We start from the raw sequence: 21,227 nt of genomic DNA on the forward strand, positions 1-21,227 counted from the left end.
GCGTTGGACTACATGTTTAGCGCTCTTTTCTTTTAATTAGCACATTGAGGAATTCTATCCCGAAGAGACGATAGGATATGAAGACTATCAGCATGGCAGTGGAATATAAACCGAGAAGGATTAGTGCGTTCACCATGGAACTTCCTGTGTACCACCATCCCTTTTCAATAAATCGTAAATAGAGGATTGCTGCAGTTCCCAAAGGAACATTAGCTAATAAAAGTTTGAGAAGATCGCTGGTCAGTTTTGACAAAGAAATATGAATGTGCCCCCTTTGGTGGGCAACAAACCAAAGACCGACTACTCCTGCTCCAAAAGAGAGTGTATTCGCAAGACTAAGGCTCTTTGGGCCGTACCCCAAACCAAGAGCTAACCATGTTATTACTATATCGAGAATAGCTACTACAATTCCAACCGTGAGTGTAGATTTGAACCTACTAGTAGAGAAACAGACCCTTTGCATGAAGCCATACCATGCCACTATTGGCATACCTATGGTAAACCAAAACAGGATAGTCCCCGTCTCGATCGTATCTTCAAGAACAAATCTTCCACTTTGCAAAAGTACAGCAGTCGTCTCGTTGCGCAATACGGTCAATAGCAGAGCTGATGGAATAAGAAAAGTTGCGATATAGACCAAACCCTTATGGACAAGATGATTTAATTCTTCTTTTTGTTTTCTGGTGAATGCACTTACCATCGCGGGAAAGAAGACTGTGGCAATTGCGCTATAAAAAATGCCATAGGGCGCTTGCCAAATGATGATGGCATTGCTGAATGCTGTGACAGTCCCTTCTGAGAGCGTTGATGCAAAATAGAACGCAATTTGTTGAGTTACGATTGCGACAACAGCAGTAATGGTCACCGGAGCCCAACTATGCATGACTCGCTTGAATTCGGGAGACGAAAATCTGAAGGAGAACCTCATCCTATATCCATAGGATCGCAATCTGAGAAAGGTTACAATTGCCTGGGCAGTACCACCGAAGACTACACCGAACGCCATGGAGTACGGGCCTATCGTAGAGCTTAGCCCATATACGCTAGCAATAACCGAAACAGAGAATATCAGTGGAGCTGCGGCTGCTGTAAAAAATGATCCGTGACTTTGTAATACTCCCCCATATAAGGCGGCGAAAGAGATCGAAAAGAGAAAGACCATAAAGTATATGAGTAGTTTTCCAGAAAGTAGAATATGGTCGGGATTAGAGAAATCGCTAAGGAAAAGAATAATTTCCGTACGCCAGAACCACGTGAGGACGAGCAGTGGCAATGATATCAATAGTTGGAAGCCCTGCATCCTTGCCAATAATGCTTTAGATTTTTCGATACCACCCTTCTCTTCCGTAATTGAGGCAGAAAAGACTGGAATATAAGCGCTACTAAGAGCTCCTTCGGCAAAAAGTTTACGGAAATTATTGGGAATGTTGAAGGTAAAGTTGATTACATCGGCAATCCCGGTTGCGCCAAACACCGTAGCGATAGCCCTAGCTTTAACGATCCCGAGCAATCGGGATACGAGCGTAAGGATCATGATCATGATCGAATTAGAGGCTCGTTGCTTTATTTCTCCATCCCCATGAGAGTCAATTTCCATAGTATCTCGCTAGATAATCTTTTTTGAATTTGGAAAAGCGGTTCTCGTTGATCGCAGATCGTACTTGATCCATCAACCGATACAGATAGGTCAAGTTGTGCTCTGTAGCAAGCATACCTCCCAGCATCTCCTTCGCTTTAAAAAGATGCCGGACATATCCACGTGAATATTTGGTGCAGGCTGTACAAGTACAACCTTCGACAATTGGTCCGGTATCGAATTCGTGGACAGCCTTTTTCATTTGGATCATACCGTCGTCGGTGAACACAGATCCATTCCTTCCTGCTCTTGTCGCAAGAACACAGTCAAAAAGATCGATACCATTTTCCACGGCATCCAGAATATAATCTGGAGTACCGATTCCCATAACATACCGTGGTCGGTCTTTCGGAATGAATTCTGTCGTATAGCCAAGGAATTCACTGAATTGTTCAGGAGTTTCTCCTACCGACAAGCCTCCTATAGCGATTCCTGGGAATTCGATTTCGGAGATTGCTAAAGCACTCTCTTTTCTCAAATCTTTGAAAAAATTTCCTTGGATAATGCCGAATAGCTTTCCTTCGAACCCTTCAAGGGACCTCCAGTGATCATAGGAACGTTTTGCCCAAGATCGAGTGATTTCCCATGCTTCCCTTGCTTTCTTGTAAGTGATTTCGGGAGGAGTACACACATCCAAGCACATGAGAATATCACTCCCTATAATATGCTGGATGTCGACAACTTTTTCTGGTGTGAGATGATGTCGACTGCCATCTATATGGCTTTGGAATACCACACCCTCTTCTCGGATTTTACGTAGTTGTGAGAGACTGAATATCTGGAATCCACCACTATCGGTTAGGATGTTATGATTCCAATTGCTGAATTTGTGCAATCCTCCGTAGTGCTTGAGGACCTCAATGCCAGGCCGGAGATAGAGATGATAGGTATTACCGAGGATCAGATTGTAACCCATGTCGGCTACAGTATCGTGATACATGCCTTTGACCGTACCATTGGTTCCCACCGGCATGAATGTAGGAGTTATGACATCGCCATGGGGAAGAGAGACGATTCCACAACGGGCATCGCTCCCTGTATCTTGATGAGTTAGCTGATAAATCTTTTCCATTGCTGTTAATTCCTTTTTCTAACCATGAGTCCAATCGATACCAAGAGCAACACACCCATAGGAGCCAAAGGTCCCAATATAGGTGCAATTATTCCCTGTTTGGCAAAGATCATACTTAACATCTGCATGACAAAGTATACGACTGCTATGGCCAAGCTGGCCAATATGCTGAGTATGAGGACATTTTTTCGCCAAGTGAAGACAGTAGAGCAAGAAATGATGATAAGAATCAAGGGGGTAAGGTTTCCAAAGATCCTATCGGCAAGGTCTGTCGCGTAGGTGGCATATTGATTTGCATTCATGACTTGGATACGTTTCACATACTGTAAGGCACTGTATAATTCCATGGAAGTGATATCGGCACTGAGATTTCTGAACAAGGCCGGCTCCATTGAGATGGAACTATTGTGATACTCTTGCTCACGAATAGCTTGCAATGTTGCACCATCCTGATCGACCAAATATCTTACTGTATCATGTAAAACCCAATAGGACCCATTGTAAGTCCCTGAGGAAGCATCGATTTTTGCCGCAATATGTCCATCCTCATCCAAGACAACAAGAATTACAGAAGAGATGGTTTGTGTTTCTTCATTGAATCTTCCTGCAAAAAGGACATAGTTTCCTTCTGGAGAACGGAGGGTGACATTCCTGCTGTCGTTCGATTGTCGAACACCAAGCAGTTCATTTGTGAGAAGTTCTTTTTCCCGGGATGCAGGAATAGCGATTCGTTCTGAAAAACCAAATTGCAATAATGTGAGAAGAAGCCCTAGTATGACTATAGGGGCAATGATTCTCCGGAATGGATACCCAATATTGGATAGCACGATCATTTCATTATTCGTATGTAACATAGAGAGGAAGTATGTCGTAGCGAAAAGGGAAGCCGGACCCAAGGCGTATCCGATAGCTTCAGGAATATATAGGATGGTCAACCTACCGATTTCTCGATAAGAAATGCCTTGCGTCATATAGTGTTCGAGATTTGAAAAGATATCGAAAAGCAAGAGAATGGAAGTCACCAATAGTACCGTTGTACCGATGATACGTACCATTGTTGAGAATATATACCGGTCCAATTTCTTCATACACGCCTCGATCTGAGTAAGAGCATGGTAGATATTACAGCAACGACCATGTTTGGCGCCCAAATGAGGAATCCTGGATTGAAATCGACATCCAGAATTTTCGTTTGTGCGAAGAAGAGCAGGAACCAGTATGAACTGGCTACGATAAGGCTAAGACCGAAACCGAAAAGACGTCCATGCTTCAATCGTAACAATGCAAGGGGAAATGTAATGAATACGAGGACGAAACAACTGACAGAGAGGGCAATTTTCTTATGAAGTTCAGCCCGATAATACTGGAGATAAAAGTTTATACTCTTCTCTTCCTTCAGTCTTTCGATTTGTTCTTCGAGTTCGAGAATTTTTGCAACCGATTCGGGAGAGAAAGACCCCTCCTCTATTGTAGAATTTCGGATGACATCCGAAAGTTCTTGCTCTAGCTTCATCAATGAACGCTCACGAATGGCGGTATCCTCAGCCAGATCTTCCTCACGAATTGAAATCGCCTTTCTTAAATCTCGCGTACTCAATTGGGAAGGCGTGATATCGGTGAACCGGGAGATTTGATCACTGAAGTCCAGATAATAGGTCATTCGCTGGGCGTCTGCAAGGGTAAATCGTTCCAATGAATCACCTTCCGTACTGAGTATCCTCGGATTCTCTAAGTCCAACCGATAGAGGAAGGATTCCAAGTCTACCAGTGTTACTGTCCCTCCTGTAGCACTAATAACTTGATTATTGGATCTATTGGCTGTATCGAAGAGTAATAAGGATCCGATATTATCGTCGTCTACCTCTCCCGTAACCAGAACGATATCTCCTATACGGTTTACAGCGTAAGATTCAATTTCGATAGTCGGCAGATCGCGTAACAATTCGGCGTAGAGGGTGCGAAACTGTTGATGGCTATATGGTAAGAGAGCATCGGCGACAAAAAATGTGCCAATTGACAACACCAAGGCAACAATTGCAATGGGCTCGAACATTCTCCTCAATGAAATTCCGCTGGAGCGGAGAGCCAGAAGTTCACCCCTAGCACTCAAATCACCAATAGCCATCGCTGCTGCACTCAAAGTGGAGAAAGGGATGGTATACAGAAGTATCTGTGGAACTGATAGACCAACCAGCTTAAGAACATGCAATACATCTACATTCTTGAGAAGAATGCGTTGGGCGAATAACAATAGTTGGTTGATGAAGAATATAAAGAAGAAAAATAAGAAAGCTACCGCAAGCGATAGGAGGAATTCACGCAGGACATACGTCCGTAGGATGGTGAAAGTTGAGACATTCCGCCTCTCCATGCTTAAACTCCTGTTGAGCCAAACCCCCGTTCACCACGAACCGTAGTGCTCGTGGAATCAGATTCGACAAATCGGCACTGTTCTACGGGAGCGATTATCAATTGCGCTATCCTATCACCGTCCTGAATAATAAATTCTTCAGATCCATGATTGATGAGGATAACTTTCACCTCTCCACGATAATCGCTATCTATCGTACCTGGGCTATTCAGTACCGTAAGGCCATGTCGGGTAGCGAGACCACTGCGGGGTCTCACTTGCCCTTCATAACCATTCGGGATTTCGAGCACCAGTCCCGTAGGAACCAATGCCCGTCCTCCACTAGCTTTGATTGTAAGAGGTCCATCGGGTAGATAAGCACAAATATCCGCACCAGCAGCTTCAGGAGAGGCATAGCTAGGAAGTTTTGCACCATCTTTCGCCACAAGGCGAATTTCTACCCTTTCAGACCGCTGCATGTTATTTTGATTCCTTCTCTTCGATAGCATCGATGTAGCTGAGATTCAATCTACCCATCCGGTCGACTTCGATCAGTTTTACGGGAACTACCTGGTTTACACTCAATACATCGTTCACGTTATTTACTCTACTCTTGGAGAGCTTACTGATATGACAGAGACCCTCCTTGCCTGGAAGGATTTCAATGAAAGCACCAAAATCCATAATCCTTTTTACCGTGCCGGTATAGATTCTTCCTACTTCAGGTTCTTCAACGATTGATTTGACCAGATCGAGAGCTTTTTGTGCACTTGCACTATTCTTACCATAAATGGTGACAGTGCCGTCGTTCTCGATATTTACTTCTGCTCCAGTTTGCTCTGCGATCCCCTTGATGGTTTTTCCACCGGTACCGATAACAGCTCCGATTTTCTCTTCATCAACTTTAATAGTTAGGATTTTTGGAGCATATTCGGAGATATCCTCACGCGGAGCATTCAATGAATCGTTCATGATTCCCAGAATATGCATGCGCCCCTCTTTCGCTTGGGAGAGAGCCTTTGCCATAATCTCACGGGTTACTCCCGCAATCTTGATATCCATCTGGAAAGCAGTAATTCCATCTTTAGTTCCCGCTACCTTGAAGTCCATATCACCAAGGTGGTCTTCCTCACCAAGGATATCGCTTAGGACGACATAGTTATTATAATCGGCTCCTTCGGTAATCAATCCCATAGCTATACCAGCGACAGGTTGCAATATCTTAACACCAGCATCCATAAGTGAGAGACACCCACCACAGACACTCGCCATTGAAGAAGATCCATTCGATTCAAGGATTTCAGATACTACTCTCATGGTATACGGAAAATCATCTTTTGATGGAAGAACTCCCTCAAGTGCACGTTGGGCAAGGTGGCCATGTCCAATCTCACGTCGTCCAGTACCCAAACGGCCGGTCTCACCGACACTAAACGGAGGGAAGTTGTAGTGCAACATAAAGTTACTAAAATGTTTCTCTCCATCGATAGTATCGAACATCTGCTCATCCCTGGCTGTTCCCAAGGTTGTAGATGCCAATGCCTGAGTTTCTCCACGTGTGAATAACGCACTTCCATGGGTTCTGGGTAAGACTCCGACTTCACAAGTGATAGGTCTGATCTCATTGACCTTTCTGCCGTCGGTCCTTACTCCATCATTGAGAATTGAAGCCCGGAGGATTTCGTATTCGAGATCCTCAAACATTGCTTTGACCTTGTCAACTTTGTTGTCATCATCCAAGACGTCTGCAAATTTCTCAAGGACTTCCTCTTTTACTTTTGCAAGAGCCGCATAACGCTCCATCTTACCGATAACAAAACTCGCTTCCTTATAGAGGGGATATGCATATTCCCGAATAGGATCGAGGAATGAGAGATCCTCCTCGACGACTTCCATCATTGGCAACTTTTCTTTCCCTGCTAACTGGGCTAATTCTTTTTGTAATTTACACAAATCGGCAATTACCGGTTGTGCAGTCTCGATAGCCTCAAGCATCATCTCTTCCGATACCTGCTTTGCTCCACCTTCAACCATGGTAATACCATCTTCGGTTCCAGCTACGATGATCTCCAATTTTGCATCATCGATCTGTTGGAATGTCGGATTTACCACAAAGGCATTATCGATATATGCAATTCGGACGGCAGCTGTAGGACCATTGAAGGGGATATCACTGATTGCTACAGCAGCAGAAGATGCGATCATCGCAATGATATCGGGTGGGTTGACCATATCGGAACTTACAACAGTTGGAACTACCTGTATTTCGCGGCCAAATGCCTTATCGAACAATGGTCGCATTGGACGGTCTATTAATCGACTGACAAGAATTTCTTTATCTTTTGGCCGACCTTCCCTCTTGAGGAAACCTCCAGGGATTTTGCCTGCCGCATAATATTTCTCATTGTATTCAACTTGGAGGGGAACGTAATCAAGCGGTTTTTCGGGTGCCCTTCCACTACAGACAGTTGCAAGGACCGCACTGCCTTCATAACGTGCATACACAGCGCCATTAGCCTGTTTAGCCATTTTTCCGGTTTCAAGTACTAATTCACCGGAACCAATTTTCATACTTACTGATTTCATCATTCTTTCCTACTTCTTTTGTTCTTTTTTCTACGTATGATAAGATGGGCTATAAATGGGAACAGCCCCTGAAGTCCTTTTTAAGGATTCCGAGGCTGGTCCATACATTTCACAACACCCATCAACTATTTTCTCAACTCAAGCTTCTGAATGAGTTCGCGATATCTATTGACATCCTCATTGCGTACGTACTTGAGTAGGCGGCGCCTGGCACCAACCATCTTAAGCAGTCCACGACGACTTGCATGATCTTTAGGAAACTTCTTGAAATGGTCCTGAAGGTCACGAATTCTCGCGGTAAGCAATGCGATTTGGACTTCGGAAGAACCCGTATTGGTTTCTGTACCACCAAATTCGGCGATAATCTGAGCTTTCATCTCTTTTGTCAACATATTTACGTCAACTCCTTTATAAATTGCAAATTGTCATACCTCACAGTTCCTTCCGGACTAGCATGGGGGACGCTTACCGTCGGATTAGATGTGTCTGTCAATGTAAGAAACTCTCCATCGATCAAAGCAGTCATCTTCTTCTCCGACCTGTCGGCCATGATAAGAACGGTTTCGTACACTCCTGGTGGCGGCAGTAGTTGCACGAAAGAACCGATTGGGAAATGCAGGGGATATTCGCTGTTCCTGGAAGGAATATGGGCCAAGTCCACCGAATAGTACCTGCCGAGCTGTAACGGAATTTCCGATACTTTGCCCTTCGTGAGAGTTATCCGCACTACCGTGCTGCTATCATCTGTCCCATCGTTAAGCTTATACATCTGTGGAACAACAAGTTTTGCTCCATTTGTGTATTTGGGTACTATTTCCTGAAGTTCCTCTACTCCTGTATCGGCATGGGAACCACAACGGAAATTTTCTCCTACTACAACGGCCTGGACATCAAACATACCGCAACAGCGGGCGATGAACTCCTCTCCAGTCAGTTTACTGAAATCGGGAGAAAAGTCAATCACAACCAAATAATCAACTTCAAGTTTGGAAAAGAAATCGGTGCTCTGACGAAGGCTCATAAGAGGCTTGTCAAATGGATTTCGACCAATCATAGTTTTTGGATTTTGGGCGAAAGTTATGACTACAGTCTTGCTGCCTTGATTCCCTTTAGCCAGATCGACGGCAGAAGTGATGATACGTTGATGACCAATATGCAATCCATCATAGACTCCAATGGCCAGAACAGCTTTTTCTTTAGCCAGCTCTCTAGAAGCCAATAACTGGTCAAAATCATGTATCTCAATCATACGATACCCTTCTCCATACAAGGTAAAGCATACACTTTATTGGGAATTCCTTGGTTATCAATTCCGGTAATAGCAAGAAGTATGCCCTCTTCATCGATAATCATGGCATATTCGTCATCCTTATGCAAATCGGAACGTAGGATACCGTTCTTTTTTGGGAGGTTGCCATAAGTCAAACGGTGAGCCGATTTCGTATCGACGACCACAGACCCTATATGGGGAAGTCTAGAGATTCGCGCAGCACTTTCTTGTCCGTGGAGCTGTAATGTTTCACTATCATCGGGATCTATTGCTTCTTTAACCAAATATGGTCCAATTGCCGTGCGTTCAAGCGCGGTTAGATGGCCTTTTGATCCACAAGCTATAGCGATATCTCGGGCAAGAGATCGGATATAGGTTCCCTTAGAACAATGAACTTCCAACTGAAGTACCGGAGCACTCCAAGAGATAATCTTCAGTGCATGGATGGTAACTTTTCGTGTTGGCATCTCTACCTCTTCTCCAGCTCGAGCCATCTTATATGCTCTTTTACCATCAATATGTACAGCAGAATATTGTGGTGGGGCTTGATCAATTGTCCCCAAAAATTGGGACTCAAGTACAGCAGAAATCTCATCAATTGAAGGCACTTCAGCTGTTGCCACCACTTCTCCTTCAGGGTCAAGTGTAGAAGTCTCTTTTCCGAAAAGTATCGTAGCAATATACCGTTTGTCCAGATTCGAGAACAATGGGTTCAACTTAGTGAATGTTCCCGTAAGTACAATCATCAAACCCTCGGCAAATTTATCGAGAGTTCCAGCATGTCCTACTTTTTTAGAAATTGTTCGTTTTACCGGTTTCAGAGACGCAAAGGATGTAACTCCAGATGGTTTGTATAAAAGTAAAAGGGAAGAACTACTTCTCATCACTTGTATGTAAACTGTCGATCAGCTCATTCATTGCCTGAGCTTCTTTTAGAGAGGTATCTGCTTTAAACCGTAATTTTGGAGTATTTCGGGTCTTGAGAATGGCTGCAAGTCTCATTTGGATAAACCCTGCTGCACTTTGCAATGCTGCAACCGACTGTTCCAAAGTCTTGTCTTCAACAAATGAAGAGACCCAGACGGTTGCATAAGCCTTATCCTTGGAAAGAGAAACGTCACTTACAGATACGAATTGACTGAGCCCGTGATGTTTAATCTCACGGGTCACAATCATCGTACTGATAGCTTCCTGAATGCGTTTTTCTAATCGCTGATGAATATAATCACTCATTTACTTTCAACTTCTTCGCTATTTCAATAATATCCACGACCTCCAGGATATCTCCACTTTGGAGATTCTGGAAATTGTCAATTCCGACTCCACATTCGAATCCTTCCGATACTTCCTTTGCATCATCCTTGAAACGCTTGAGAGAAGAGATTTTTCCAGTATGGAGTTTGATACCATCCCGTATAACATTGACCATGGCATTTCGTCTAATCTTACCGTTGGTAACATAACATCCCGCGATCACGCCAATTTTCGGAACTTTGAAAGTGTCACGCACTTCAACCTGACCGATGACAATCTCCTTCTGTTCTGGAGCAAGCATGCCTTCCATGGCATCTCGGATATCGTCGACAGCATCGTAGATGATATTGTACTTACGGATTTCAATCTTTTCACGTTCTGCAAGGGTCTGGGCTCTCGGTGTAGGTCTGACATTGAATCCCAATACGAGAGCTTCTGATGCAATAGCTAAGTTGATATCGTCTTCAATGATCGCACCGGCAGATGCTCTGATAACATTGAGTCGAATCTCGTCTGTAGAAAGTTTCTCAAGCGCAGTCTGTACTGCTTCAACCGAGCCTTGTACATCACCCTTGATAATTACATTGAACTCCTGAATCGAACCGTCCTGCATCTTGTCAAAGATGTTATCCAGAGTAACTTTCTTGACATTCTTTGCTTGGCCGAGACGTTCGAGCTCCTGTCTTTTGGCACCAACCTGACGAGCTTGTTTCTCGTTTTCTGTAACCTGGAAAGGATCTCCAGCACCCGGAATATCACTCAACCCGGTAATCTCGACAGGAGTAGCAGGTCCAGCTTCGTTGATACGATTACCATGGTCATCAACCATTGCTCGTACTTTTCCGGGATAGATTCCTGCAACAAAATTGTCACCAACCCGTAAAGTACCCCGCTCCACTATCAATGAAGCTACGATACCACGACCTTGGTCAATTCGTGATTCGAGCACCTTACCTTCAGCGCGTACCGTCGGATTGGCTCTCAGTTCAAGCATCTCTGCCTGCAGGAGAATGGAATCAAGCAATTCGTCGATACCGATACCCTTCAAAGCAGAAATTTCACAATAGAGTGTATCACCACCCCAATCTTCAGGCATGAGGCCATGGTCACTCAACTGCTGCTTAACACGATCGACATTGGCTTCATGCAAATCGATCTTATTTACAGCCACAATAATCGGGACTTTTGCCGCTTTAGCGTGGTCGATAGCCTCTATGGTCTGTGGCATAACACCATCATTGGCTGCGACGACAAGTATAACGATATCCGTTACCTGTGCACCGCGGGCTCTCATCATGGTAAATGCTGCGTGTCCTGGGGTATCGAGGAATACGATATCACCTTTTTGGGGTAAGGTGACCTTGTAGGCTCCGATATGCTGAGTTATTCCACCGAATTCATCGGCCACGACATCGGTTGATCGAATAGCATCGAGCAGTTTCGTCTTACCATGGTCGACATGTCCCATAATCGTTACGATTGGAGCACGGTCTTCCATTTCCTTAGGAGTATCATCCTCGGTGGCTATCAATGTTTCATCATACAATGAAACGATATTGACTTCACAATTGTACTCATTGGCAATCAGGGTAGCCACATCGGAATCGATCTGCTGGTTAATGGTAACCATCATACCCATTTTAAGAAGTTTTCCGATTACTTCCGATGCTTTTAAATTCATTTTCTTTGCGAGATCGGAAACAGTAATGACTTCCATGATGTCGATTTTCTTAGGAATCGGATTGGCACGATGCTGACTCTTCCTTTTGATCTGGAAATCACGTTCATTATCACGATCTGGCTTGGAGAAGTCTTTCTTTTTCCTATAGACCTTCTTCGCAGGTTTTTGGGAAACACCCTCGAGATTGGCTGGTGGTGCTCCTCCTGGAGCGCTAGGACGAGGTCCTCTATTACCACCAAATCCGCCAGGGCGACCTCCTCCGAAAGGTGGTCTGCCTCCGGATGGACCTCCTGGACGACCTCCACCAAATGGTGGTCTACCACCACCAGGAGCTCCTTGAGGTGGCCTACCTTGGTACCCAGGTCTTCCTTGCGGAGGTCGGTTGGCATATCCACCAACCTGTCCTACCTGACGAGTACCTCCACTTGGAGCAGCAGGTCTAGGAGTATTGGCATTGTTTTTCCTCCACTCTGCATGGGCATGGGCAGTTTGGCCTTGTCCGGGTACAGGAGGAAGATCTTTCGGTGCCCTCACTATTGGAGTAGAGGGTCCTGCATTTGGCGTTCGTCTGAAAGGATGGTCACCAGTCTTTTTCTGGGGAGTCTTGGTCGAATCTTTCTCTACAACCTTTTTCGACTCTTTCTTGTCGGAAGCAGCGACGGAAGATTTTTCTGTGGTCTCTTTCGTCGTTGTTCCGACAGTGCCTTCTTGAGCCTTTGTCTCCGGTTTCTGTTCAACTTTTTCAACCGGTTTTTCGACAGGTTTCTCAATGGGCTTAGCCTGCGGTCTAACGACCACTACCTTTTTTTTCACCACAACCACTTTTTTCTTCTCAACAGGTCGCGTAGATTCAGACTCCTCTTTCTGGGGAGGTTGGTTGGCATTCTGTGCCGATCCACGCGCATGTTTGATCAGGGTTGTCTTTGGTTTCTTATCTTCTTCCGTCATAATTTCTCTCAACTACTCCTCGTCTTCTTCCACTTCTTCAACTTCTTCGAAACTCAGGCCGACACCACAATTGGGACAACTTGTCATGTCGGGGGTCAACTGATGACCACATTCGGGGCAGAGGAATTGTTGTTCTACTTCATTCTCATCCTCTTCCTCCACAATGTCGACATATTCTCCGAGGACGCCGTGGATCTTACGTACCTCATCTTCCGTTATATCGCCAAGACTTTCAATCTCTTCTTCACTAAGATTCACAAACTCTTCAACCGTGTAGATATCGTGGAATTGCAGTTTATCAATCAGCTGCTTGTCCAACTCTGCGATATCACTGAGCATCAATTCACCCTCTTCCTCTTCGAAATATTCAGTTTCGAATTCCGGAATATCGCTGAACAGTGCATCTACCCGTTCCTTGGTCTCAATATCCAAGTCCATCTCACGATATTGGTCAAGTGTCTTTACATCTATAATCCAGTCAGCAAGCTTATTCGCAAGCCTAACATTTATACCCTGCTTACCAATGGCAAGTGAGAGCTGTGAATCTTCAACAACCGCAATCGCCATCCGTTTGCCTTCATCAAGTACGACTACCTTCTTCACTTCAGCAGGCGATAGACAGTTCTTGATGTACTCGATGGGATTGGGATCATACCGTAGAACGTCAATACGTTCTCCTTCCATCTCCCTCATGATAGTCTGAACTCGGATTCCCTTCAAGCCGACACAGGCTCCAACCGGATCAAGATCGGTTCTATGAGAGTATACTGCTACTTTCGTCCTATAGCCGGGTTCTCGGACTATCTTGTGGATTTCAATGGAATGGTCATAAATCTCGGGTATCTCAAGTTCAAATAACTTCCGTACGAATTCAGAGTGCGTACGGGATAGAATCACACGGAGCTGTCCATGCTCAGGCTTTTCCACCTGGTGTACATAACATTTTATCTTGTCGTTCTTCCTATAGATTTCGCGAGGACTTTGGAAGCGTTTAGGAAGAATTCCTTCAATCTTGCCAAGGTCAATGAACATGTCTCCATTAGATTCCCGCTGATAATAACCGATGATCATTTCTCCCTCTTTGGTCTTGTATTCCGAGTAGAGGGTGTCCTTTTGGATTTCCCGTAGATCTTGTTTTGCCTTCTGTTTGGCACTCTGTACAGAAATACGATCGAAAGTCTTCGGATCAATAGGAATCATGATCTCGTCTCCAACTTCACATTCTTCATGAAGTTCTCGGGCTTCCGACAAAGAAATCTCATCGAATTCACCATCGAATTCGTCATCGTCAACAATCATCTTCTTTGCAAATAATTGGACATTGTCATGATTTTCATTGAATTCTACCACTGCATTATCGCTGGTTCCGAACTTTCTCTTATATGCGGCTAGCAATAGACCCCTAATGGTCTCAAGTACGAGGTCTTCACTGATTCCCCTTTCGTTAACGAGATTACGTATTGCATCTCCCAAATCATTGGACATTGTTACATATCCTCCCATGCATATGCTAATTTAGCCTTGTGTATCTGGCTGTAAGGTATATGGTAAGTTTCCATGTGTTCCTTCGTATCTTCGACTGTAGCATCTGTCAATACTATAAGATTGTCTTGAACTTCGTCGATAATTCCCTCTACCCAGGAGCTTTTGAGACTATCGTATAGACGGCATCTCTTTCCTTGGAATAGCAGAAATTCATAGATATCTCTAAAATTTCTCTGGACTCCAGGGGTACTCACCTCTAGATCAAGATGACGATCTCCCTGTAGTAGACTCAATCTAGGAAAAATAATCCGATGTGCTTTGGCACATTCATCAATTCCCGCTGTATGTTCTTCATTGGTGATAGTAACCACCACATGTGTCGATTCGTGATGTTCATCCTTTCTAACATCCACCACCAACAATCCAATAGGATTGAGGACTGAGGATATTTCCTTGAATAACGCATCATTTCTTATACTGTCTTGCACCGTAACTCCATAAAAAAGGGATCGGCCTCTGCGATCCCCAAAAATCAATACTAACTATCGAAAGATTAATTCATTTGACGAGTATTGTCAATCCATCGTAATACAAAGACCAACTACCGGTAGGGCAATTGTTTGTTCTACGATTTCTACACAAGAGCGTATGGTTGCACCAGTGGTGCTCACATCATCTAAGACGACAATTACATCTCGTTTTTCGGGTAGGTGAAAATTTTTGACTACGTTAAAGCTATGTCGTGCTGATTCCATTCTCTGGCTACGGTCCAGTTCCTTTTGTACACTTCTGCCCTCTTTTTGCAGCATTTTCACTACAGGAATCCCAAAGTTTTTTTCACATGATGAAGCTACCAGCTCCATATGATCCCAACCATGGAGCGCTCTACTGCTTTTACTACAAGGAACAGGTACCAGAACCGGATTACCATAGTCCCTGGTAATATACGCAAGAGAGCTTTCCATGAGGTAAGCTATAGTGTGCGCGAGACGTTTAATCCCAACCTTCTTGAATCTTATAATCAGCTGTTTGCATTGCTGTGTATACGGGAACAGATGGATCACCGTGGGGTTAGATTGGGTATGGAGACAGACGGATTGGTCATGCATCTGAGGTTTATGGCATACAGGGCAGACAGACGAATGTTCAAGAGGAAAAGCCAAAGCCATAATCTCATCAAGACAGCAATCACAGATCTCATGGTACAAGAGGGAGTATCGGTTGCACAATGGGCAATTTCCGAGCGAATAAATCATGTCCTAGTAACGTCGGACATCACCTTTTAGCTTCTATTGCCTACATGCCATCTATTCCAACTCATCCAAAAGTCTCTTCAGGTTTTCCACGAAATGCATGGTATCCAATGGGGTGGATAGTTCCAATTGATAGGATCTGATCTGTTCTACTATAGGTTCGTACAGTAAATCGACAGGTTGACTAACACTGTCTCCAGTAAAGAGATCAAGTTGGGGACTGTTCCCTTTCAATGCATAGTCGGCGAAATGTTGTCGTTGGAAATCGGCGGCTTGCCTGACTACATGCGATGGTATTCCAGCCATCTTCGCGACATGGAGCCCGTAGGAACTGTTTGCAACTCCTGGTTGTATCTTCCTCAGGAATACGATATTCCTTCTGGTCTCAGCCACACTTGGTGTCAGCAATTGCATTCCGGTGGTATCCAACATAGTTAACTCATGGTAGTGGGTCGCAAAGAGTGTCTTTACCTTCATTTCAACCATGGTCCTCATTACTGCATAGGCGATAGACATCCCATCTTGAGTGCTAGTGCCGCGTCCTATTTCATCCATAATAGCCAAAGACCGTGAAGTCGCTGTACGTAAAATAAACGCGGCCTCTTGCATTTCAATCAAGAAAGTGGATTCTCCTCTCGCTAGGTTATCACTAGCTCCTACGCGGCAGAATAGCTTATCGATCAGGCCAATCCTTGCAGTTGTCGCAGGAACATAGGAACCGATCTGAGCCATGAGTACAATAAGCGCGTTTTGCCGAAGGTAAGTAGATTTTCCAGCCATATTAGGCCCAGTAATAAGGCAGAAACGCTCATTCTCCAGTCCCATTGATAAATCGTTAGCGACAAATTCTCCTTTGGGCAAGAATTGTTCAACAACCGGATGCCTACCCTCCTCAATATGAAGGAGATCGGTTTCAGTTAGTTCCGGCTTGGTATATCGATTACGATTCGCACAGTGTGCAAGGGATTGTAGACAATCTATGTTTGAGAAGAATTGTCCTAATCGCATGAGAGGAACATGCATTGCGGATGTCAGATCTAATATCTTTTCGTAAATAGTTCTCTCAAGAGTATCTGCTTGTTCTCCACTCGCCAAAATTTCTGTCTCTAAAGCAATGAGTCCATCGGTTGTATATCGTTCAGCATTAACCAAGGTTTGTTTTCTATAGAACCAATCGGGAATTTTGGCTCCATGGGTTTTGGGAATCTCGAGGTACTGTCCAATTATCTTATTATGGGAAAGTTTGATGGTGGGGATTTCCGTCTCTTCTTTCAATTTGGCTACATACGCTTGCAGACTCCTTGTTCCCGATTTCTGTAATTCACGAAGGTGGTCGAGTTGGGAGTCATATCCTTGAAGGATGACCTGTCCGGGAGAGAATGGTCCTTGTACATCCTCTCTAATGGATGAAAGAAGAGTCTCCATAAGATCCACCAAACTAGTCATCATGGCATCATCGACATGTTTGTCGAGAAGTGATCGGTAATATTCGGTATATTCGTTTGTAAGCTCGATGAATGAAGCGATCGATTGTCGTATGGCGACCAAATCTTGAGGATTCGCACGACGCATAGCAACACGTGAAGTGAGTCTCGAAAGATCTCGTGTACTACCCAATAGAGAGCGAATACGCTGTCTTTCAGATTCATGTTGAAGGAACCATGTTACACGATCTTGTCTTTCTATGATATCGTCCATCAAAGTCAATGGGGAGGATATCCAACTTTTCAACAATCTGGCTCCGCCCGAGGTACATGTCATATCCAGGGTGGAGAAAAGTGTGCGATTGGCCCCACCCTCCTGAAGATTAGACAACAACTCCAGATTCTTTCTTGTTGATTCGTCTATTGAGAGGTGACGATCTTGATCTACTTTAGTGAAATCGACGATATGATCCAGGGAGGTTTTTGCAGTATCCTGTAAATACCGGAATAAAGCTCCTGCGGAAACCAATTCGATATCTAGTTCTTCAATACCGAACTGCTTGAGCGAAATTGATTCAGCATGGTTACGTAGGAGTTCAAATCCTTGGGATTTTGAAAAGTACCAAGGAGGAAGTCTGGTGACCATACAATCCATTTGTACAATAGTTGAAGAAAAAGTCTTATCGGAAAAATAATCATCTTCATTAACGATTATCTCACGAGGTAGGAGTTGTTCATAGAGAGCCCTGACCGACTCAAATCTCTCTTCCTTTTCAAATGAGAGCATGGAGAATATGCCATTAGACAGTTCACAATATGCGCAGGAGATCCGGTCATCTGTTATCGCCAATGCCATAAGGTGGTTATTGGAAGCTGCATCCAAGAACTCATCCTCGACTACCGTTCCAGGAGTGATAGTTTGCACCACCTCTCGCTTAGCGATAGACCGATTTGGACCTGGCATCTCTACTTGTTCGCAGACTGCAATTTTCTTTCCCTCATCCAATAGTCGTTTTATATAATTTTTCGCGGCATGGTACGGAATCCCACACATGGGAATTCCATTTCTAGCTGTGAGGGTAATATTGAGCAGGCGGGAGACCTCTTTCGCATCATCAAGAAACATCTCATAGAAGTCGCCTAACCGAAAAAACAACACCTCGTCCTGATGTTGGCTTTTCAGTTCGAGATACTGCTCCATCATCGGCGTAGTAGGTTTCGCTTCCATTACGTGACTGTCGATCCTATTAATAGATACTAGTCGTGATAGCAAGTACCAATTTTAGTCCGCTAGCATCATTGTCTGGATTCCTAAAAATGGTTCCTCCATCCCATGCGAATGATCCACCATCTACCATAGTAGCGTTTTTTACCAGATAAAGGCCGAGAGGGAATCCTGGAACTTTCAGTCTAATACCGATACCGGTAGCAAAATACCAATCGAGCGGACTAGTGAATGCTGTGGAAAGATCCCCAGAAGTTCCCGTAGCACTTACAAAAGCTTCTCCCCATAGTACGTTCTCGGCAATCTGGATACTGAATTCCACAGATGAATCCCAGAGGAATTCGAAATAGAATTTAGGTGTAAATCCACGGGCTATAGTCATACCATCTATGTACAGATATTCGTATTTCGAAGCACTCATACCCTTTATCCAAGAGCTACCCCAATCATTTGGGTCTTCGGGATAGTATTGGTCGAACATGAATGAAGCAGTGGTATTGAAACTGATTACCCCAGGGGTCGGTTTCTCACCGGGAATTTCAAATACCTTGAGGAATGCTGACAAACTGGTTGATGTACGGATGTAGTTTGACAATCCTCCGAGTATACCACCGGCGTAGGTGGCACTTTGGCTTATCAAGTAGCCTTTCGTAGTATTATTTACCAGATCTCTTCCGTCCCATGAAATAGAAGCTCCAAGACGATTCGAGAATTTCCAGCTCTCTCCGTATTCTCCTATGAGGTAATCATATGGTGTATAGATATCTATATCATAATATGCCCTATTGAGGGTCAATGCAGGACCTACCGATAATGACAATCTTCCAGCATCGAATACAAATGTATAACCGGTCGTATAACCTAAAGATACCTTGAGATACTCATATCCCATGAGATATTCGGAGTCCGGCGTCGGTTTACCGTCAGCATTCCAAGCTTCATAGCTGGTATAGGGATACGGATAGGCTTTATTATCTCTAAGACGAGTATCAGGTGATCCATTTCCTAATTGCATACCATTCCCATAGGTACTGCGATTGAAGGAAAGATTGATAGCATTACTCCAACGTTTGTCCCTTACCCAAGCATCCCTAAAGCTAACCGTTGCTGTCTGAGAGTCTGGAGAGAGTTCAGTCATGATTTCCAAATCACGACCAGTACCTCCAAGATTGGTATCTGACCAGGAAAGGAATCCACTGACGGGAAAGCCCTCGACATTACCGCCGAATGTAGCTCCGAAACCGATATTCATCTGGTTTCCTTCAGTTACATCGTATGTTACGACTAAGGAGTTCTCTTTAGTTCCATAGCTGATAGAAGGTACGACATCGGTCAACAAACCGGTATTATAAAGGTTTTGGGCACTTTGCACATATTTAGCTTTGCTAAAGATGTCCCCTTCATTAATAGCCAATTCCCGTTCGAGTACGTATGGTTTGGTTTTTGTGAGTCCACGGATAATGACTTCTTCAACAGAGGCTTGGCCACGTTCAACTATTACAATCGTATAGGTGATACTCTTTGTTTCGGGATTTCGAGATTCCTGGATATCAATCGTATTTTCGACATATCCCTCATTCCAATACAAATCAGCGACCTTGCTGATTTCAGATTGTACTTTAGAAATATCGAGAACACTGTCCTCTTTCATGGTTAAAAGGGATTGGATCTCTTCATCACTATATACAGTATTTCCCTCTATCCCTATGCCTCCAAAAAACCACTGTTCTCCCTCTTCAATGACGAAAACTACGCGAAGTTTCCTGATCCCCGTATCCTCTTCCGGGATGTCCTCTAACCTCACATCTACCACTTTAGCGTCGATATATCCATTCTGTTGGTATTTGAGAAGAATTGCTTGCGTATCTTCTCCAATCTTAGTCGCCACATAATTGCCTGAATTGAACAGTGATTGGACTTTCGATGAGATTGTTTTCTGGAGAACGGATGTACCGATTTTTCCATTACCTTCGAACGCTAATTCGCCTATTTTCCACTGCCTTCCCTCTTCAACAGAATAAGTCAGATCAAGGTTGTTCGTCGATTCATCAATCGTATAGGAAGAATCGATAGCTACGTCTGCATAGCCGCGTTCCAAATAGAGCGTTTTCAATGCTTCTGTTCCAGCATTTACCCTGCTCAATGAAAGGAACTCTCCAGTTTCGATCGTAAGCTTGTCTTCGAGAACCTTTGATCGGATATTATTGTTACCGGAGAAACCAATCGATCTGATTACCGGTAACTCAGTGAAAGAGAATTCAATGAATAGTTCATTATTATTGGTTCCTCCCCTTCTAGCTTCAGCTTGGAAAACGCTGAATTTGAGCAGCTCATTGAATTTGCCTTCTATTTCACGATACAATGTCTGGGTAAAAGGTTTTCCAATATAAGGATAGGTGATATCGTCAAGAGTATCATTATCGACATTTCGCAATCCCTTATAGGTGAAACCACGAATCGGTTTATTCAGGTACCATTCGTACTCGGTAATCTGGATGTTTACAGAAATTCCCTCTCCTGTAGCATCCGATTCATAGCTTGGCACGATATCGACTCTATCATATCCTTTTTCTGTATATAGTTGTCTAATATTGGAGGTGGCACGGTCGAGATCCTCAGTATCGAACATAGTATCTGTCTCAAGCTGTAGTCTAGCCATGATTTCTTCTGTAGACACGAATTTGTTTCCATTTATGGATATATTTGTCAGTTTTTGACGCTCTACAAATTCTATATAAACCATGGTCTTATCAGTAGAATCGTCTACTCGTGCAGGGATTGAGACGACATCCATAAACCAACCGGTAGCAAGGAGTCTTTGTTCCATAGCGTCTATCGCTTTTTGGTCATATGCTGTACCAACCAATGGATCGACCAAAGGGTCAACTTCGGAAGGTTCTACAGCTTGTAGATCGACATAGACAAATTCTTGGATAGGCTTACCTTCCCACCAGGCTTCTAATACCGGTGTATCTGCTGCTACAACAGGCAGGAGGATAATGGACAACAGGATTGGAATGAATATCTTTCGCAGCATGCGGAC

At 44.0% G+C, this 21,227-nt stretch carries 17 protein-coding genes; 1 reads left to right on the top strand and 16 read right to left on the bottom strand.

The genetic code is table 11. The features are described 5' to 3' along the window. Positions 1-16: 16 nt before the first annotated feature. The 14 genes from murJ to ACODJP_RS08970 all read right to left on the bottom strand — a co-directional run bounded on the left by murJ (position 17) and on the right by ACODJP_RS08970 (position 15,145). Positions 17-1,597: a murein biosynthesis integral membrane protein MurJ gene (murJ, locus tag ACODJP_RS08905; RefSeq protein WP_422480648.1), complete on the bottom strand. Its 1,581-nt coding sequence runs from the start codon at positions 1,595-1,597 to the stop codon at positions 17-19. Beyond that, positions 1,587-2,708: a tRNA guanosine(34) transglycosylase Tgt gene (tgt, locus tag ACODJP_RS08910; RefSeq protein WP_422480650.1), complete on the bottom strand. Its 1,122-nt coding sequence runs from the start codon at positions 2,706-2,708 to the stop codon at positions 1,587-1,589. Before tgt ends, murJ begins: the two co-directional genes overlap by 11 nt. 5 nt (positions 2,709-2,713) lie before the next feature. Beyond that, a complete protein-coding gene (locus ACODJP_RS08915; protein WP_422480652.1) occupies positions 2,714-3,796 on the bottom strand; it encodes an LptF/LptG family permease in 1,083 nt (360 codons plus the stop codon). After that, on the bottom strand, positions 3,793-5,079 hold the full coding sequence (locus ACODJP_RS08920) for an LptF/LptG family permease (protein WP_422480654.1): 1,287 nt from the start codon (positions 5,077-5,079) through the stop codon (positions 3,793-3,795). Before ACODJP_RS08920 ends, ACODJP_RS08915 begins: the two co-directional genes overlap by 4 nt. 2 nt (positions 5,080-5,081) lie before the next feature. After that, the gene (gene dut / locus ACODJP_RS08925; protein ID WP_422480656.1) at positions 5,082-5,537 is read right to left on the bottom strand and encodes a dUTP diphosphatase; all 456 of its coding nucleotides are present in this window, start codon (positions 5,535-5,537) and stop codon (positions 5,082-5,084) included. Position 5,538: 1 nt separating this feature from the next. Beyond that, positions 5,539-7,647, bottom strand: coding sequence for a polyribonucleotide nucleotidyltransferase (pnp, locus tag ACODJP_RS08930; RefSeq protein ID WP_422480658.1), 2,109 nt, complete (start codon positions 7,645-7,647; stop codon positions 5,539-5,541). A 122-nt stretch (positions 7,648-7,769) separates the two neighbouring features. Continuing rightward, positions 7,770-8,036 (bottom strand): 30S ribosomal protein S15, encoded by a 267-nt coding sequence (gene rpsO / locus ACODJP_RS08935; RefSeq protein ID WP_422480660.1) that lies wholly within the window; start codon positions 8,034-8,036, stop codon positions 7,770-7,772. A gap of 2 nt (positions 8,037-8,038) precedes the next feature. Then, a complete protein-coding gene (locus ACODJP_RS08940) occupies positions 8,039-8,893 on the bottom strand; it encodes an FAD synthetase family protein (RefSeq protein ID WP_422480662.1) in 855 nt (284 codons plus the stop codon). Next, positions 8,890-9,798, bottom strand: a complete 909-nt coding sequence (truB, locus tag ACODJP_RS08945; RefSeq protein ID WP_422480664.1) for a tRNA pseudouridine(55) synthase TruB — start codon at positions 9,796-9,798, stop codon at positions 8,890-8,892. The genes ACODJP_RS08940 and truB overlap by 4 nt, the downstream gene beginning before the upstream one ends. Beyond that, positions 9,788-10,147 (bottom strand): 30S ribosome-binding factor RbfA, encoded by a 360-nt coding sequence (gene rbfA, locus ACODJP_RS08950; RefSeq protein ID WP_422480666.1) that lies wholly within the window; start codon positions 10,145-10,147, stop codon positions 9,788-9,790. Before rbfA ends, truB begins: the two co-directional genes overlap by 11 nt. Beyond that, positions 10,140-12,797 carry a translation initiation factor IF-2 gene (infB, locus tag ACODJP_RS08955; RefSeq protein WP_422480668.1) on the bottom strand — a complete coding sequence of 886 codons (2,658 nt, stop codon included), beginning with the start codon at positions 12,795-12,797 and terminating at the stop codon, positions 10,140-10,142. The genes rbfA and infB overlap by 8 nt, the downstream gene beginning before the upstream one ends. Before the next feature lie 12 nt (positions 12,798-12,809). Beyond that, complete coding sequence (nusA, locus tag ACODJP_RS08960; RefSeq protein ID WP_422480670.1) at positions 12,810-14,282, bottom strand: transcription termination factor NusA; 1,473 nt, start codon at positions 14,280-14,282, stop codon at positions 12,810-12,812. A gap of 2 nt (positions 14,283-14,284) precedes the next feature. Then, a complete protein-coding gene (locus tag ACODJP_RS08965) occupies positions 14,285-14,770 on the bottom strand; it encodes a ribosome assembly cofactor RimP (RefSeq protein ID WP_422480672.1) in 486 nt (161 codons plus the stop codon). A gap of 87 nt (positions 14,771-14,857) precedes the next feature. Further along, positions 14,858-15,145, bottom strand: a complete 288-nt coding sequence (locus ACODJP_RS08970) for a ComF family protein (RefSeq protein ID WP_422480673.1) — start codon at positions 15,143-15,145, stop codon at positions 14,858-14,860. A 12-nt stretch (positions 15,146-15,157) separates the two neighbouring features. Between ACODJP_RS08970 and ACODJP_RS08975 the strand changes: the two genes are divergently transcribed. Next, complete coding sequence (locus ACODJP_RS08975) at positions 15,158-15,568, top strand: hypothetical protein (RefSeq protein ID WP_422480675.1); 411 nt, start codon at positions 15,158-15,160, stop codon at positions 15,566-15,568. A gap of 21 nt (positions 15,569-15,589) precedes the next feature. On the opposite strand, the gene mutS is transcribed toward ACODJP_RS08975, so the two are convergent. Beyond that, on the bottom strand, positions 15,590-18,187 hold the full coding sequence (gene mutS, locus ACODJP_RS08980; protein ID WP_422480676.1) for a DNA mismatch repair protein MutS: 2,598 nt from the start codon (positions 18,185-18,187) through the stop codon (positions 15,590-15,592). Positions 18,188-18,206: 19 nt separating this feature from the next. After that, positions 18,207-21,221 carry an outer membrane protein assembly factor BamA gene (gene bamA / locus ACODJP_RS08985; RefSeq protein WP_422480678.1) on the bottom strand — a complete coding sequence of 1,005 codons (3,015 nt, stop codon included), beginning with the start codon at positions 21,219-21,221 and terminating at the stop codon, positions 18,207-18,209. Positions 21,222-21,227 lie beyond the last annotated feature (6 nt).

This window comes from Pleomorphochaeta sp. DL1XJH-081 (assembly GCF_049310885.1).
Taxonomy (GTDB): Bacteria; Spirochaetota; Spirochaetia; order Sphaerochaetales; family Sphaerochaetaceae; genus CAYZJV01.

Excerpts from the sequence above, each read along its gene's own strand:
- ACODJP_RS08920 (WP_422480654.1), bottom strand. The coding sequence starts at position 5,079 with ATGGAGAGGCGGAATGTCTCAACTTTCACCATCCTACGGACGTATGTC.
- rbfA (WP_422480666.1), bottom strand. The coding sequence starts at position 10,147 with ATGAGTGATTATATTCATCAGCGATTAGAAAAACGCATTCAGGAAGCT.
- ACODJP_RS08915 (WP_422480652.1), bottom strand. The coding sequence starts at position 3,796 with ATGAAGAAATTGGACCGGTATATATTCTCAACAATGGTACGTATCATC.
- tgt (WP_422480650.1), bottom strand. The coding sequence starts at position 2,708 with ATGGAAAAGATTTATCAGCTAACTCATCAAGATACAGGGAGCGATGCC.
- nusA (WP_422480670.1), bottom strand. The coding sequence starts at position 14,282 with ATGTCCAATGATTTGGGAGATGCAATACGTAATCTCGTTAACGAAAGG.
- ACODJP_RS08975 (WP_422480675.1), top strand. The coding sequence starts at position 15,158 with ATGGAGCGCTCTACTGCTTTTACTACAAGGAACAGGTACCAGAACCGG.
- murJ (WP_422480648.1), bottom strand. The coding sequence starts at position 1,597 with ATGGAAATTGACTCTCATGGGGATGGAGAAATAAAGCAACGAGCCTCT.
- mutS (WP_422480676.1), bottom strand. The coding sequence starts at position 18,187 with ATGGAAGCGAAACCTACTACGCCGATGATGGAGCAGTATCTCGAACTG.
- pnp (WP_422480658.1), bottom strand. The coding sequence starts at position 7,647 with ATGATGAAATCAGTAAGTATGAAAATTGGTTCCGGTGAATTAGTACTT.
- dut (WP_422480656.1), bottom strand. The coding sequence starts at position 5,537 with ATGCAGCGGTCTGAAAGGGTAGAAATTCGCCTTGTGGCGAAAGATGGT.
- truB (WP_422480664.1), bottom strand. The coding sequence starts at position 9,798 with ATGAGAAGTAGTTCTTCCCTTTTACTTTTATACAAACCATCTGGAGTT.
- ACODJP_RS08940 (WP_422480662.1), bottom strand. The coding sequence starts at position 8,893 with ATGATTGAGATACATGATTTTGACCAGTTATTGGCTTCTAGAGAGCTG.
- rpsO (WP_422480660.1), bottom strand. The coding sequence starts at position 8,036 with ATGTTGACAAAAGAGATGAAAGCTCAGATTATCGCCGAATTTGGTGGT.
- ACODJP_RS08970 (WP_422480673.1), bottom strand. The coding sequence starts at position 15,145 with ATGGAGCTGGTAGCTTCATCATGTGAAAAAAACTTTGGGATTCCTGTA.
- bamA (WP_422480678.1), bottom strand. The coding sequence starts at position 21,221 with ATGCTGCGAAAGATATTCATTCCAATCCTGTTGTCCATTATCCTCCTG.
- infB (WP_422480668.1), bottom strand. The coding sequence starts at position 12,797 with ATGACGGAAGAAGATAAGAAACCAAAGACAACCCTGATCAAACATGCG.